The sequence below is a fragment of the Actinorectispora metalli genome (assembly GCF_056323685.1).
In genome coordinates this window covers 4,233,357-4,247,986 of sequence record NZ_JBREYE010000001.1, presented here as the reverse complement: position 1 = coordinate 4,247,986, position 14,630 = coordinate 4,233,357, and the positions used below count along the sequence as shown (strand labels likewise).

At 69.0% G+C, this 14,630-nt stretch carries 13 protein-coding genes; 8 read left to right on the top strand and 5 right to left on the bottom strand.

The window, feature by feature from the left end; all coding sequences use genetic code 11:
• Window positions 1-46: 46 nt before the first annotated feature.
• A complete protein-coding gene (locus ACU6XJ_RS19975; protein ID WP_476313618.1) occupies window positions 47-886 on the bottom strand; it encodes a PPK2 family polyphosphate kinase in 840 nt (279 codons plus the stop codon).
• Window positions 887-1,027: 141 nt separating this feature from the next.
• Between ACU6XJ_RS19975 and rocD the strand changes: the two genes are divergently transcribed.
• Window positions 1,028-2,263, top strand: a complete 1,236-nt coding sequence (gene rocD, locus ACU6XJ_RS19970; RefSeq protein ID WP_476313616.1) for an ornithine--oxo-acid transaminase — start codon at window positions 1,028-1,030, stop codon at window positions 2,261-2,263.
• Window positions 2,264-2,458: 195 nt separating this feature from the next.
• On the opposite strand, the gene ACU6XJ_RS19965 is transcribed toward rocD, so the two are convergent.
• Together ACU6XJ_RS19965 and ACU6XJ_RS19960 are read right to left on the bottom strand one after the other, a co-directional pair.
• Complete coding sequence (locus ACU6XJ_RS19965; RefSeq protein ID WP_476313614.1) at window positions 2,459-3,052, bottom strand: hypothetical protein; 594 nt, start codon at window positions 3,050-3,052, stop codon at window positions 2,459-2,461.
• A 910-nt stretch (window positions 3,053-3,962) separates the two neighbouring features.
• Window positions 3,963-4,913, bottom strand: coding sequence for a GlxA family transcriptional regulator (locus ACU6XJ_RS19960; RefSeq protein WP_476313612.1), 951 nt, complete (start codon window positions 4,911-4,913; stop codon window positions 3,963-3,965).
• 71 nt (window positions 4,914-4,984) lie between these two features.
• Here ACU6XJ_RS19960 and ACU6XJ_RS19955 point away from each other — a divergent pair, with 71 nt between their 5' ends.
• From ACU6XJ_RS19955 to ACU6XJ_RS19925, 7 genes are all read left to right on the top strand, one after another.
• Window positions 4,985-5,695, top strand: a complete 711-nt coding sequence (locus tag ACU6XJ_RS19955) for a DJ-1/PfpI family protein (RefSeq protein ID WP_476313610.1) — start codon at window positions 4,985-4,987, stop codon at window positions 5,693-5,695.
• A 170-nt stretch (window positions 5,696-5,865) separates the two neighbouring features.
• Window positions 5,866-6,072: a hypothetical protein gene (locus tag ACU6XJ_RS19950; protein ID WP_476313608.1), complete on the top strand. Its 207-nt coding sequence runs from the start codon at window positions 5,866-5,868 to the stop codon at window positions 6,070-6,072.
• Window positions 6,073-6,208: 136 nt separating this feature from the next.
• Window positions 6,209-7,504 (top strand): MFS transporter, encoded by a 1,296-nt coding sequence (locus ACU6XJ_RS19945; protein ID WP_476313606.1) that lies wholly within the window; start codon window positions 6,209-6,211, stop codon window positions 7,502-7,504.
• Between the two features lie 11 nt (window positions 7,505-7,515).
• Window positions 7,516-8,994, top strand: coding sequence for an amidase (locus tag ACU6XJ_RS19940; protein ID WP_476313604.1), 1,479 nt, complete (start codon window positions 7,516-7,518; stop codon window positions 8,992-8,994).
• Between the two features lie 96 nt (window positions 8,995-9,090).
• Window positions 9,091-10,470: a DUF2252 domain-containing protein gene (locus ACU6XJ_RS19935; RefSeq protein WP_476313603.1), complete on the top strand. Its 1,380-nt coding sequence runs from the start codon at window positions 9,091-9,093 to the stop codon at window positions 10,468-10,470.
• Between the two features lie 108 nt (window positions 10,471-10,578).
• Entirely contained in the window at window positions 10,579-12,033 is a 1,455-nt protein-coding gene (locus ACU6XJ_RS19930; protein WP_476313602.1) for an LVIVD repeat-containing protein, read from the top strand.
• The gene (locus ACU6XJ_RS19925; RefSeq protein ID WP_476313600.1) at window positions 12,030-12,617 is read left to right on the top strand and encodes a DUF305 domain-containing protein; all 588 of its coding nucleotides are present in this window, start codon (window positions 12,030-12,032) and stop codon (window positions 12,615-12,617) included. Before ACU6XJ_RS19930 ends, ACU6XJ_RS19925 begins: the two co-directional genes overlap by 4 nt.
• Window positions 12,618-12,942: 325 nt before the next feature.
• Here ACU6XJ_RS19925 and ACU6XJ_RS19920 read toward each other — a convergent pair whose 3' ends face one another.
• Together ACU6XJ_RS19920 and zapE are read right to left on the bottom strand one after the other, a co-directional pair.
• Window positions 12,943-13,608: a hypothetical protein gene (locus ACU6XJ_RS19920; protein ID WP_476313598.1), complete on the bottom strand. Its 666-nt coding sequence runs from the start codon at window positions 13,606-13,608 to the stop codon at window positions 12,943-12,945.
• Window positions 13,605-14,630, bottom strand: coding sequence for a cell division protein ZapE (zapE, locus tag ACU6XJ_RS19915; RefSeq protein ID WP_476313596.1), 1,026 nt, complete (start codon window positions 14,628-14,630; stop codon window positions 13,605-13,607). Before zapE ends, ACU6XJ_RS19920 begins: the two co-directional genes overlap by 4 nt.

The window sequence follows — 14,630 nt, the reverse complement described above, 5'->3', positions numbered from 1 at the left end:
AATCAAACCCGAATGGGTGATAACGCCACCAAAAGGGTGTACCTGGCTAGCGAAGCGGGTCCTCTGCCAGGAGGCGCTGTCTTTCCACCGCCGGGTTGTAAGTCGGGCGCGGATTCGCGGGTTTGAGCTCGGTCAGCGTCTCCAGGAGAAGGCTCGCGACAGCCCAGTTCCGGTACCACTTCCGGTCCGAGGGGATGACATACCACGGTGCGTCCGCCGTCGAACACCGGTACAGGGCCTCGGCGTAGGCGTCCTGATAGTCGCTCCACCGCCGCCGCGCGTCCAGGTCGCGTGGATTGTATTTCCACTGCTTGTCCGGATTATCAAGTCGGGCCAGCAGCCGCTTCTTCTGTTCCTCGGCCGAGATGTGCAGGAAGCACTTGATCACCGTCACGCCCTGGCCCGCCAGCTGCGCCTCGAACCTGTTGATCTCGCCGTAGCGTTTGCGCCACCTGTCCTCCGGCACCAGCTGCTCCACCCGGACGACCAGCACGTCTTCGTAGTGGGAGCGGTCGAAAACGCCGATCCGGCCGGGCCCCGGCACCTGCCTGCGGATGCGCCAGAGAAAGTGGTGCCGCAGTTCCTCCGGCGAGGGCGCCTTGAACGAGGCGATGTGCAGCCCCACCGGGTTGACCAGGCCGACCACGTGCCGAATCGTGCCGCCCTTGCCGGAGGTGTCCATGCCCTGCAGCACCAGCAGGACACTGCGGGTGCCTTCGGCGTAGAGGCGCTCCTGCAACGCGTCGAGCTCAGCGGCCATGCGGCCCATTCCGGCCAGTGCCTTCTCCTTGTTCTTCGGCCCGAATGGAATTCGGGCCGGGTCGATGGCGGCGAGATCCACCTCACCCGCCACCCGGAGCGCCGAGCGCACGTCGTCCTTAGCCATTGACCGAGAGTAGGACGGCGCGCCCGTTTTTGTCGGCTGCGCAAGATTTCATCGCTGAGTTGCGTGAACACGCAACGTTCATCTGTTCGACACAATGGTCAGTGGATGAAATCGCCGGTCCAGCCGACATAGCCTTAGGGCATGACGCTCACCGCTGACAGCCGGCCCACCACGCCGAGCGCCACCGCCGACTTCGTTGCCCTCGACGAGGCGTGGAGCACGCACAACTACCACCCGCTGCCGGTCGTGATCGCCGAGGCCGATGGGGCCTGGGTGACCGATGTGGAGGGTCGCCGCTACCTCGACCTGCTGTCGGGCTACTCCGCCCTGAACTTCGGGCACCGCCACCCCGCGCTGGTCGCCGCCGCGGTGGAGCAGCTGAACAAGGTGACGCTGACCAGCCGGGCGTTCCACCACGACCAGCTCGGCATGTTCTGCCGCGAGCTGGCCGAGCTGACCGGCACCGAGCTTGTGCTGCCGATGAACTCCGGCGCCGAGGCCGTCGAGTCCGCGATCAAGGTCGCCCGCAAGTGGGCCTACCAGGTCAAGGGGGTCGCGGAGAACCAGGCGCACATCGTGGTCGCCGGGTCGAACTTCCACGGCCGCACCACCACGATCATCTCCTTCTCCGACGACGCGACCGCGCACAACGAGTTCGGCCCGTACACCCCGGGCTTCACCGCGGTGAAGTACGGCGACATCGAGGCGCTGCGGGCGGCGATCACGCCGTCCACCGCCGCGGTGCTGCTGGAGCCGATCCAGGGCGAGGCAGGCGTCGTCGTGCCGCCCGCGGGCTACCTGCGCGAGGTGCGCCGGGCGTGCGACGCCCAGGGCGTGCTGATGATCGCCGACGAGATCCAGTCCGGCCTAGCGCGCACCGGTGAGCTGTTCGCGCTCGACCACGAAGGTGTGCGGGCGGACCTGTACACGCTGGGCAAGGCGCTGGGCGGCGGCATCCTGCCGGTGTCGGCGGTGGTCGGCCGCCGCGATGTGCTCGGTGTGCTCCGTCCCGGCGAGCACGGCTCCACCTTCGGCGGCAACCCGCTGGCCTGCGCCGTCGGCCGCGCGGTGATCCGCCTGCTGAGCACCGGCGAATTCCAGCAGCGCTCCCGCGACCTCGGCGCCCACCTTCACGCCCGCCTCGGCGAGTTCGTCGGCCACGGCATCGCCGAAGTCCGCGGCCGCGGCCTATGGGCGGGCGTGGAGATCGCCCCCGGCGGGCCGAGCGGCAAGCAGGCCTCCTACGCACTCCGCGACTTGGGCGTCCTGTGCAAGGAGACCCACGACAACACCCTCCGCGTCGCCCCCCCGTTGGTGATCACCCGCGAGGAACTCGACCGCGGCATCGACGCCATCGCCAAGGTCCTCACCCGCTGACCCGCCACCGCAACTCCCTGGGGTCGCCTGACGTCCCCAGGGAGTTGCGATGCACTCGATTGAGGGTGCCGTCGTCGCGGAAGGCGATGGCGGGGTTCACCGCCGAGTTGGTCAGCGGTGGGGCGGGATTTCTACCAATCCTCACCCCACCGCCCGGTGCTCCATCCACTACGGAATGGGTCGACGGGTGTTGCGTCAGTCGACCTTGGCGTAGCCGTCGTTGGGTGCGGAGTCCTCGGTCAAGGCAGGCTGCTGGGTGTCGTCGAGCGGGTAGTACATGATGGTGCGGTAGCCGATCTCGCCGGGGCTCCCGATGGTCGACAGCGGCAGAGTGATGGTGTTGACGCCGTCCTTGTAGGCGGTGGCGGCGTCGTAGAGCGGTTCCAGCGTTCCGTCCTTGTTGTTCTTGAAGAGGCGGGCGACGAGCCCGTCGACGCCGTCGTAAGTGCCGTAGTACAGCAGGTATTCCTCCTCGGCGTCGCTGCTGTCGGTGTCGAGCACGATCGGCGCTGCCGCGTGTTCCTGCCAGGCCGGGTCCTCCGCCGGGTTGGTGGGCTTGGCGGTCTTGAAGGTCAGTTCCAGATTGCCGCCGCTGCGGCGTGCGTCGGCGGCGACGAGGTCGCCCTCCGGCTTCTCCACCGCATCCCCGGTCTCGAGGTTGACGACGTCGCCTGCGGGATCGACGACCGGCGACGCGCCGCTACCGGCGAGGGCTGGTGCGGCGGCTCCGATGTAGATCGCGGGTACAGCGAGACAGGCGATCAGCAGACGACTGGGTAGGAAATTCATGTGTTCTCCAGGGTTTGGGAATGCTTCTCGTACGCGGAGCGCGCTTGGGGCACCGCAGTCATGAACTGTTCATCAGGTGGCGGGTCGAATGCCGCCGAGCGCGGTGATGGTGTTCTTGTGCTGCCTGATCCACTCGAGCCAGGGCCACACTCGAGTAGACGGAAGGGGTATTGCCGCAAATTTCCGCATTGAGACCGCTGCGCGAGCCCCAGGTGATTCCGATGAGTTGCCTGCGGTTGCCGGCCTGCACGAACCGCGGTCCGCGGGAGTCGCCGTAGGATGTATCGGCGCCGCCCGAGTTGTCCGTGCGCACAGCTCCCAGCCCGTGTCCAGGTCGTGGCAGCGGGGTGGGTCCACGACTGGGGGCGGACGAACATATCCATCCGCTTATTCCAGCCACTGAGGCTACGCAAATGCCGATTTACCGATGTCGACAAAAGCGCTGGACGTGTAGAAGCTTAGACATCGGTCGAGCCCAATCGCAATCGAAGCGTCCCGTCCACAATTAAGTTCACGGGTATTGCCAAAAGACGCGCCGACGGGAGTGTCTTCGGGGAAGCGGCCACGACCGCATGTCTTCAGTGCGGAGCGTCGCTCACCCACGCTTATTGCCGCCTGATCGAGTTGCGGCCCGCCGCATAATCGGGTAGTTTCCGGTAAAGCGATAAATTAAGTATACCTAATCAATGACTTCCGTATTGTTCTCGACAGCCACCATTAAACGATGACGAGCGGCGATTGTGCCGTTTCTGTTTCCGTGGTCGAGCGTTTCCGATGTCTCACGGTCTGCGCCGACCTGTCCTTCTTCCGCTTCGGCTCGCGGGCGTACACCCACGCCTCGATCCACTCCGAACCCACAACAAGCCTCCTGAGCTGTTGCACCCCAATCGCCGGCCTGGTGCGCGAAGGGCTAGGGGCGGTGGAATGTGGTGCGGTAGGTGCTGGGGCTGGTGCCCAGGTGGCGGGTGAAGTGTTGGCGGAGGGTTACCGGGGAGCCGAAGCCGGTTTGGGTGGCGATGGTTTCGACTGGGAGGTCGGTGGTTTCGAGCAGTTCCTGGGCTCGGTGTAGGCGGGTTTGGATCAGCCAGCGCAGTGGGGTGGTGCCGGTCTGGGCGCGAAACCGGCGGTTGAGGGTTCGCACGCTCATGGCGGCGTTGGCGGCGATCTCGTCCAGGGTCAGGTTGCGGTGCAGGTTGTGGGCCAGCCAGTCCAGGGTGGAGCGGAGGGTGCCGTCCTTTGTGGTGGGGCGGTACTCGATGAACTGGGCTTGGCCGCCTTCGCGGTGTGGGGGCATCACGATGATGCGGGCGGCGGTCGCGGCCAGCGCGGCGCCGTGGTCGCGGCGGATGAGGTGTAGGCACAGGTCGAGGCCCGCGCAGACGCCCGCGGAGGTCAGGAACTGGCCGTTGTCGATGAACAGGACGGCGGGGTCGACCTCGAGGTCGGGATGGTCGGCGGCCAAGTCCTCGGCGGCGTTCCAGTGGGTGGTGACGCGGGAGCCCGCGAGGAGACCGGTGGCGGCCAGGACGAAGGCGCCGGTGCAGATCGAGGCGATACGGGCGCCCCTCGCGGCGGCGTCGTTCAGGACCTGGAGCAGCTTCGCCGGCTGCGGGCGCCGGTAGTCGGCGAGGCCGGGGATGATGATCGTGTCCGCCGCGACCAGGTCGTCGAGGCCGTAAGGCGTGCTGAGTTGGAACGACGTGGTGCCGACCGCGGTCACCGTTGGCTGGGTGTCGGCGCAGACGCGCACCTCGTAGGGGCTGGTGCCGTCGGCGCGGCGGGCGGCGGCGAAGACCTGGCACGGCGTGGTGAGGTCGAAGCCCACCACTCCTTCCAGAGCTGCCACTCCGATGACATGCATGGCTGGAATCTATCGCAGGGCGGCATTTCTGCCGCTTTTCGCGATCACCGCGCCCAGTCAGGCTCGTAGGCGTGAACAGACGCGATTTGTTGCGGACGGGGGCGGTGGTCGCCGCGGGTATGGCCACGGCGGCGACGGCGGCGCCCGCGTTCGCGATGGGTGAACGGAGTCAGACCTTGCGCATTCATCTGTTGGTGTTCGACGGCGCCGACGAACTGGACTTCATCGCGCCGCACGAGGTGTTCCGGCACGCGACGCACTTCGGGGCGAAGGTGGAACCGCGCTTCGTCACCTCGGGGCAGCCGGGGCGGATCACCACCGGCTTCGGCACCAAGATCGCCATCGAGCACGGGTGGGAACCCGAGAACGCGGACCTGATCGTGGTCGCCGGTGGTGGTTATGGCGGCGGGGGCGATCGGCCGGGACTCGACGCCGAGATCAGGAAGGGGCACATCCCGCGGATCCTCAAGGCGGCGCAGCGGCCGGGGCTGACCATCACCTCGGTGTGCACCGGGGCGATGCTGCTGTCCGCGGCGGGCATCACCAAGGGCAGGCCGTGCACCACGCACCACATCGCAATCGCGGACCTGGAGAAGCAGGGCGGGAAGATCGTCAAGGCTCGGGTGGTGGACGACGGCGACCTGGTCACCGCGGGCGGCATCACCTCGGGGCTGGAACTCGGACTGTGGCTGGTCGAGCGGCACTTCGGGCCGCAGACGGCGCTCGGCGTCGAGCAGGTCCTGGAGTACGAGCGCCGCGGCACCGTGTGGCGGAGCCAGTGATCCGCCTGCGCCCGCCCGGCCCTGGTAGGTGCGGCCGGGTCTCGCGTTGGCGGTCACCAGCTCACCCGATTGGGCGGTAGATGCTAAGCCGAATGGCGTATATGAAAGGGCTTCCAGCGGCTCGCTGCGATACAAGCAGTGCCATCCGATCAGTTGAGGAGGTCCAGCTCATGCGCCGGACAACCCTGAAGACCGCGGTGGCGGGCCTCGCCGCCGCGGGAGCGGTCTTCGCCGCGACGGCTGTCGCGAACGCCGAGGTGCCCCCGGGCGCGGAGACCGTCGGGCAGGCCGCCCCCGGCGACGACCTGCCGGTGCCGACCCCGAACGACGTCCAGGGGTGGATCAACACCGCCATCGACACCTTCTTCCCCGGCTGACCACCGGCTCACCCGGCCCTCCCCGCCGCACCAGGCGGGGAGGGCCGCGGTGTTTTCGCCTGCCGGAAAAAGGCCTGCTGTGCGAGCGGGCGACTCGGTTAGCGTTATCCGGGCCGTACATCAACCGGGGGTGCTGATGAGCGTTGTCACCGACGATCCACCGCGCGCCATCCCCTGGAAGATCGCGCTGGCCAGCAGCGCGGGCACGGCGATCGAGTTCTACGACTTCTTCATCTACGGCACCGCCGCCGCGCTGGTGTTCCCGAAGCTCTTCTTCCCCGGCTCGGAACCGCTGGTCGGCACGCTGCTGGCGTTCGCGGCGTTCGGGGTGGGCTTCGTGGCCCGCCCGCTGGGCGGGATCGTCATCGGCCACTTCGGCGACCGGATCGGCCGCAAGTCGATGCTGGTGCTCACCCTGCTGGCGATGGGCGTCTCCACCTTCCTGATCGGGCTGCTGCCCAGCTACCACAGCATCGGGGTGTGGGCGCCGATCCTGCTGGTCGCGCTGCGCCTGGTGCAGGGCTTCTCGGTGGGCGGGGAATGGGGCGGCGCCACGCTGATGGCCGTCGAGCACGCCCCGGCCGACCGACGCGGCTTCTACGGAAGCTGGACCATGCTCGGCTCGCCGCTCGGCCTGTTCCTGGCCACCGGGGTGTTCATGCTGCTCTCCGGGCTGTCGCCCGAGGAGCTGTACGACTGGGGCTGGCGGCTGCCGTTCCTGTTCAGCATCGTGCTGGTCGCGGTCGGGCTGTTCGTGCGGCTCGGCGTGGTGGAGAGCCCGTCGTTCGCCGCGCTGCGGCGCGAGGGCGCCACGGAGCGGCGGCCGATCGTGGCGGTGTTGCGGACGCAGCCGGGCACGGTGGCGCTGGCGGCGGCGGTGAACCTGGGCTTCAACATGTTCGTCTACGTCATGTCGACCTTCACGCTCAGCTATGCGGTGTCCACACTGGACGTCGACCGCGACGTGGTGCTGACCGGCATCGTGGTCGGCAGCCTGATCCAGGTGCTGGCCGTACTGGGGTTCTCGGCGCTGTCGGACCGCTGGGGCCGCAAACCGGTCACCGCGGGCGGGGCGGTGTTCCTCGCGGTGTTCGCGTTCCCGTTCTTCTGGCTGCTGGACACCGGCTCGCCTGCCGCGATCATCCTGGCGATGGCGATCGGATTCCTCGGCTCCTCGGCGATCTTCGGGCCGATGGCGGCGTTCCTGGTGGAGCAGTTCGACACGCGCGTGCGCTACAGCGGCGCCTCGGTCGGCTACCAGCTGGGCGCGACCCTGGGCGGCGGGCTGTCGCCGTTCATCGCCACCGCGTTGTTCGCGGCGGCGGGCAGGCAGAGCTGGGCGATCTCGGTGTACCTCATCATCGGAGCTGCCATCAGCTTTTGCGCGATCCGCACACTTCCGGAGACTTATCACCGGGCTACCAATCGGTAACATCGCTTTTCGTGGATTACGCGGAGTACCGGCGACACGACGGCGTAGGGCTGGCTCGGCTCATCAAGGACGGCCAAGTCGGTGCCGATGAAGTGGTAGCGGCCGCCATCGCGCGGGCCGAGGAGGTCAACCCGCGGCTCAACGCCGTGGTGGCCCCGATGTTCGAGCACGCACAGGCCCGGCTCAAGGAGCCCTTGGACGGCCCGCTGGCCGGGGTTCCGTTCCTACTCAAGGACATCTTCCAGGATTACGCCGGGCTGCCGACGATCAGCGGCTCGCGGGCGCTGCGCAGCAGGGTCGCGGGCACCCACGCCGAGATCGTGCGCCGCTGGCTGGACGCGGGCCTGGTGGTGATCGGCAAGACGAACGTGCCGGAGTTCGGCATCAAGGGCGTCACCGAATCGCTGGTGTACGGCCCGGCGCGCAACCCCTGGGACCTCGACCGGACGCCGGGCGGCTCATCGGGCGGGTCGGCGGCGGCCGTCGCCGCGGGCATCGTGCCGCTGGCGGGCGCCAACGACGGCGCGGGCTCGATCCGCATCCCGGCCTCGCACTGCGGGCTGTTCGGCCTCAAGCCCAGCCGCGGCAGCGTGCCGATGGGACCGGAGTTCGTCTCCCCCATCCACGGTTCGGTGGCCAACGGAGTGGTCTCCCGCAGCGTGCGGGACAGCGCCGCGGCGCTCGACGCGATCCTCGGTGTTGAGCCCGGCGCCCACTACCTCGTCGCGTCGCCCGAGCGGCCCTATCTCGAGGAGGTCGGCGTCGAACCGGGCAGGCTGCGGATCGGCTTCAGCACCACCTCCCCGGTGGGCAACGAGCCGCACGCCGAGGCGGTGACCGCGGTGAAACAGGCCGCGGCGCTGCTCGCCGACCTGGGCCACGAGGTGGAGCAGGCCGAACCCGCCTGGGATTACGAGCAGCTGACCGAGGACTTCTTTCTGGTCTGGTTCGCCAGCATGGCGGCGATGCTGGCCGGGGTGCGGCGGGACACCGGCGCGAAGCCAGGCGAGTTCGAGGTGGACACCCGACTGGTCGCGGCCGCGGGCCGCCGCCACGGCATCGAGCGCTACCTGATGGCCCACCAGCGCTGGGACGTCTACAACCGGCAGTTGGACGACTTCCACGCCCGCCACGACCTGCTGCTCACCCCGACCGTCGCCGCCCCGCCGGTCGCGATCGGCGCCACCGCCACGCCGCGCTTCAAGCACCTCAGCGGCCGGATCGCGTTGGCGCTGGGCCTGGGTGGGGCGGTCGCGGCGACGGGCATGGTGGAGCAGGAGGGCCGCAAGTCGCTGGCGCTGACCCCGTACACCTTCATCGGCAACCTCACCGGCCGCCCCGCCATGTCGGTGCCGCTGCGCTGGACGCCCGACGGCCTCCCGCTCGGCGTGCAGTTCATCGGCCGCCTCGGCTCCGAACCGCTGCTGTTCCGCCTGGCGGCCCAACTCGAGGCGGCCCAGCCCTGGGCACAGCGGGAACCCGCCTGCTGAAGCCATGACCAGGGCCTCACCTGCACAAACATCAGTCGCGTCACATCGCGCCCGAATCGGCGGCGTCAAGAGCCCCGGTTGGGTGAAGATGGCGGGATGGGAATCGGGGATGCCAGGCTGAGTTCGAACCGCTGGACGCCCGCCGCCGAGGTGCGCGGACGTGGGGCGGCGCTGCGGGAGAAGGTGGCGCACGCGGCGCACGACCACGCCGCGGCGGCCGACGATCGGCCCGGTGTGCTCGACTTCCTCGCGGCGAGCAACGCCGGGCGGCTGGAGCACCTCATCCCGCTGCGGACCGGGCGGATGCTGGCCAACCCGTTCGCGTTCTTCCGAGGCGCCGCGGGCCTGATGGGCGCCGACCTCGCCGCCTACCCGACGGCCGGTTTGGACGCGCAGATCTGCGGCGATGCCCATGCGGCGAACTTCGGGCTGTACGGCAGCCCCGGCGGGACCATCGTGATGGACATCAACGACTTCGACGAGACCGTCGTCGGGCCCTTCGAATGGGACCTCAAGCGCCTGGCCACCAGTCTGGTGCTGGCCGGACGGGTGGGCGGCGTGTCGGAGAAGGGCTGCCTGGAGGCGGCGCAGGATGTGGTCGGCGCCTACCGCCGCACCATCGCCGCCCTGGCCGACGAGGGGTTCCTGCGATCGTGGACCGCGCTGACCGACGCCTCCGCGATCGGTCGCGCCAAGGCAGACGAGTTGCTGGACGACTTCGAGAAGGCCGCGGCCAAGGCCCGCAAGAACACCAGCGGCAAGGTCGCGGGCAAGTGGACCACGTTGGACCACGACAAGCAGTGGCGGTTCGTGGAGAGCCCGCCGGTGCTGTTCCAGGTGACGGGCCGGACCGAGCAGGAGGTCATCGCCGGGCTCGACTCCTATGTGGACACCCTGCGGGAGTCGCGGCGCAACCTCATCCTGCGCTACGCGGTGTCCGATGTGGCCTTCCGGGTGGTGGGCACCGGCAGTGTGGGCCTGCGGTCCTATGTGGTGCTGCTGCACGGCAACGACGACGACGCGCTGGTCTTGCAGGTCAAGGAGATGCGGCCGTCGTCGCTGGCGCCGCACCTGCCTGGCACGCCGCCCAAGCACCAAGGCGAGCGGGTGGTCAACGGGGCCCGGCTGGTGCAGGCCGAGACGGACATCCTGCTGGGCTGGACCAGCATCGACGGGCGCGACTACATCGTGCGGCAGTTCCGCAACCTCAAGGGCGACATCGACCCCACCGCGCTGCGCCGCGACCACCTCGACGACTACGGCCGCCTCGCGGGCGCACTGCTGGCGCGGGCGCACTCCCGCTCGGTCGACCCGCGGCTGCTGGCCGGGTACTGCGGCGAAGGCAAGGACGGCGACGGCCTCGACGAGGCGATCGGCGACTACGCGGTGCGCTACGCCGACCAGACCGAGGCCGACCACGCCGAACTGGACAAGGCCGTCCGAACAGGGGCATTGAGCGCCGAATTCGAGGACTAGGGCGTCTCGCTTGTGACATAAGTTACTTTCCAGTAACCAGCGCTGAGGGCTCTGTCACAGTATGGCCACCCACGTGGCGTGGCTCACTCTGGCCTGGGAGGTCTTCAGGTGCGCGGACGGGTTTTGGCTGTGGCGGCGGTGGCCGCATTGATCGCAACAACCGCAGCGGTGCCCACAGGCGCCGACACCCCGCCCGACACCGCCGTGAGCAGGGCCGACTGCGGTCCGGGCGCCGAGCGGGAACCCGGCGTGCAGGGCCAGGTGCCGCTGGCCGACCGGCAGAGCGGGCGCAGCCAGCAACCCTACAGCTGCAACCTGAAGCTGGACGGGCAGTACCAGTCACAGGGTCAGGCGACGGTGGGTGCGTCCTATGGCGACTGCCTGTACCTCGGCACGCTCCTGCCCGGTGCGCTGACCGCCCGCAACCGCGGCGTGAACGTCATCGACGCCTCCGACCCGGCCAACCCGAGGCTCGCCACCTCCCTGGTCAGCCCGGCCACGCTGGGCGGAACCTGGGAGACGCTGAAGGTCAACGAGAAGCGCGGTCTGCTCGCCGCCGTCTCGGTCGGCGCGGGCTCGGGCGGGCTATTCCTGTCGCTCTATGACATCAAGACCGACTGCACGAAACCGCGGCTGCTCAACGGGCTCGCGGGCACCAACCTCACGCTGCCCGGTGCGTTCCCCGGCCACGAGGGCGGCTGGTCCCCCGACGGCAACACCTACTGGGCGACCGGCGCGGCGGGTGGCACCATCGGCGCGATCGACGTGTCCAACCCGGCCCTGCCGCGGGTGGTCTTCCTGGGCAGCACCGGCCTGAGCAACCACGGCTTCGGCGTCAGCCCCGACGGCAACCGGATCTACGTGGCCAGCGCCGTTCCCGCCGGGATCACCGTGTTCGACGCCGGCGACATCCAGCGGCGCAGCCTGTTCCCGCGGCTGCGGCAGGTGTCGCAGATCAGCTGGACGGACGGCCTGATCACCCAGCACGCCATCCCCTTCACCGACGGCGGCAAGCCGTACCTGGTGGTGGCGGACGAGTTCGGCTCCGGCGGCGTGCGGTTCATCGACCTCAGCGACGAGCGCAACCCGCGCACCACCCGGCAGATCAAGCTGGAGATCAACCGCCCCGAGCACAAGGACGCCAGGGCCGCCGACACCGCGCGCAACGGGATCTTCGGCTACGAGGCTCACTACTGCACGCTGGACCGCACCACCGACCCGACCGCGCTGGCCTGCGGCTGGACCCAGTCCGGCATCCGCGTCTTCGACGTGCGTAACCTGGCGAACCCCAAGGAGATCGCCTACTACAACCCCGGCGGCGAGGCCGGGAAGAAGGCGGACCTGGTGAACTCGGCGCACGCGTTCATCCCGGTGGGCGCCACCGTCTCGGACTTCACCAACGGCAACATCGGCAAGCCCGCGCTGAACCTGGGGCCGGTGGACATGACCGCGGACTGGTGTATGTCGCCGCCGTTCTTCAACGGGGACAAGCTGTTCGTCTCCTGCGACGACAACGGCGCGCTGGCGTTGCGGTTCACCAACGGCGCCTTCCCGCTGCGATGACCCGCCGCGTCATCGCGCTGCTGGTCGCACTGCTGCTCGGTTTCGGCGCGGGAGCCCTGGTGTTCAGGGACTCCGGCAGTGAGCAGCCGGTGGCGTCCAAGGTGGACGTCGGGTTCAGCCAGGACATGATCGCTCACCACCAGCAAGCGGTGGACATGGCGTCGATGGTGCGCGGCCGGGTCGGTCCGCAGGTGGCGACCGCGGCGTCCACGATCGAGAGCAACCAGTTGCGGGAGATCGGCCAGATGCAGGGGTGGCTGGCGTTGTGGGGCGCCCCGCAGGTGGCCTCCGACAACGGCATGTCGTGGATGCGGGAGCACTCCCACGCCGAGGCGATGCCGGGCATGGCGTCGATGCCCGAGCTCAACCGCCTCGGCGAACTGTCCGGCCGCGAGTTGGAGGTGTGGTTCCTCCAGGTGATGATCCGCCACCACCAGGGCGGTGTGACGATGGCATCGGAGGCGGCCAACACCGCGGAGCACCAACAGGTACGCGGACTGGCCGCGGTGATCGTCGCCGAGCAGCAGAAGGAGATCGGCGCCCTCACCGGCCTGCTCACCACCCTCGGCGCTTCCCCGCTCTAGCCCCGAAAACCTCTAGGATTAATGGTAGGGATCCCTGGATGCGAACAAGGCGTCGTTGTCGTCAAATCGGGCGCAGCAAGCTGATCGGGTCTGACGACAACGACCGCCGGTTCGCACAACCGGTGTCACCAACGCTCGTCATGCAAGCCTTCGCCGGTTCGAACACCGCACGACCGGTTCCATCTCGCGCTCGTCGCGGCACGCCATCGCCGGTCCGCACATCACACGAACGGTTCCATCGCACGCTGGTGGCAGCACACCGTCGCCGGTCCGCACACCGCGCGACCGGCGCCACCTCGCGCTGGTCGCAGCGCACCTCGCCAGGTCAGCCGCCGAGGATGTTCACCGCGCGGGCCGCCACCAACGCCAGCGTCACCACCGACAAACCGGCCTGCACCATCATCAGCAGCTTCGCCCAGCGGGCCAGCGGCATGGTGTCGGTCGGGCTGAAGGCCGTGGCGTTCGTGAACGACAGGTACAGGTAGTCGAAGAACTGCGGCTCCCACTCGGAATGCGTGAGCTCCGGATCGGCCATCTGCGGGAACAGGAAATCCGGATGCGGACGCCGCGACTCACGCCGGGCGAACGGCCCGCCCCGGTCGAGCTCCCAGAACCACAACCCGAACGCGATCACGTTGGTGGACCAGATCGCCGCGGCGCTGCCCAACAGCTGACCGCCGTCCATCGGGGCGCCGCCCACGATCAGCCGAACCAGCAACACGATCGACGCCGCGTTGGCCACGTTGATCAACGCGGTCAGCGTCAGCGACGCGATCCGCACGGCCTGCGTCTCCCGGGTGAACCGCACCGGGTTGGCGAACACCAGCGCCACCAGCAGCAGCACCTCCAAGCCGGGCAGCAGGTAGCGGGGTTCGAGCGCCAGCCGATCCGGCAGCACCAGCTGCAACACGATCGCGGCCACGATGACCACGCTGACCGCCAGCCGGTTCTCGCCGTCCGTGGTGCGCAACCAAGCGGGCGTGAGGTTCACGCCACCACCGCGTCGCGGGACAGCGCCACCAACCTCGACACCGCCCGCAGGTACTTCTTGCGGTAGCCGCCGCGCAGCATCTCCTCGGTGAACAGCTCCGAGAGCGGGCGGCCCGACACGATCACCGGCACGGCGCGATCGTAGAGTCGGTCGGCCAGCGCCACCACGCGCAGCGCGACGCCCTGGTCCTCCAGCGGGTGCAGTCCTCGCAGGTAGACCGCACTGACCCCGTCCACCAACCGCCCGTACTTGGACGGGTGCAGCGTCGCCAAGTGCGCGCACAGCTCGTCGAAGGAGTCCACAGTGGAGCCCGGCCGGGCCGCGGCCAATCCGTCGATCTCGGCGTCGGCCACCGGCTCAGGAGCGGGCGGCAGGCCGCGGTGCCGGTAGTCCGGGCCGTCCACGCGCACCACGCCGAACCGGGCGGACATGGCGTGGATCTCGCGCAGGAAGTCCTCTGCCGCGAACCGGCCCTCCCCCAACTTGTCCGGCAGCGTGTTGGACGTCGCCGCGATGGACACGCCCGCCTCGGTGAGCTCCGCGATCAGCCGGGTGACCAGCATCGTGTCGCCGGGGTCGTCCAGTTCGAACTCGTCGATCGCCAGCAGCCGGTGCGCCGACAGCCGCTCCACCGCGGTGGCGAAGCCCAGCGCACCGACCAAATGGGTGAGCTCCACGAAGGTGCCGTAGGACTTCGGTCCGGGCGCGGCGTGCCAGATCGAGGCCAGCAGGTGGGTCTTGCCGACCCCGAAACCGCCGTCGAGGTACAGGCCGGGCTGCTCGGGCGGGCTGTGCCTGCCACCGAACACCGAGCGCAACCAGCCCTGCCTGCGGCCGCCCAAGGTCACCCGATCGGCGAAAAATCGGCATTCGTCCAGAGCACGCGCCTGGCTCGGTTCATCCGAACTGGGCAGGTACGTGTCGAAACGCACCGCGTCGAATCGGGGCGGAGGGGCCATGGCCTGCACCAACTCGTCCGCGCTGACCTCGGGCGATCGGGCACTCAACGACGGGGCTGGCAT

Excerpts from the sequence above, each read along its gene's own strand:
- ACU6XJ_RS19975 (WP_476313618.1), bottom strand. The coding sequence starts at position 886 with ATGGCTAAGGACGACGTGCGCTCGGCGCTCCGGGTGGCGGGTGAGGTG.
- rocD (WP_476313616.1), top strand. The coding sequence starts at position 1,028 with ATGACGCTCACCGCTGACAGCCGGCCCACCACGCCGAGCGCCACCGCC.
- ACU6XJ_RS19965 (WP_476313614.1), bottom strand. The coding sequence starts at position 3,052 with ATGAATTTCCTACCCAGTCGTCTGCTGATCGCCTGTCTCGCTGTACCC.
- ACU6XJ_RS19960 (WP_476313612.1), bottom strand. The coding sequence starts at position 4,913 with ATGCATGTCATCGGAGTGGCAGCTCTGGAAGGAGTGGTGGGCTTCGAC.
- ACU6XJ_RS19950 (WP_476313608.1), top strand. The coding sequence starts at position 5,866 with ATGCGCCGGACAACCCTGAAGACCGCGGTGGCGGGCCTCGCCGCCGCG.
- ACU6XJ_RS19945 (WP_476313606.1), top strand. The coding sequence starts at position 6,209 with ATGAGCGTTGTCACCGACGATCCACCGCGCGCCATCCCCTGGAAGATC.
- ACU6XJ_RS19935 (WP_476313603.1), top strand. The coding sequence starts at position 9,091 with ATGGGAATCGGGGATGCCAGGCTGAGTTCGAACCGCTGGACGCCCGCC.
- ACU6XJ_RS19925 (WP_476313600.1), top strand. The coding sequence starts at position 12,030 with ATGACCCGCCGCGTCATCGCGCTGCTGGTCGCACTGCTGCTCGGTTTC.
- zapE (WP_476313596.1), bottom strand. The coding sequence starts at position 14,630 with ATGCCAGCCCCGTCGTTGAGTGCCCGATCGCCCGAGGTCAGCGCGGAC.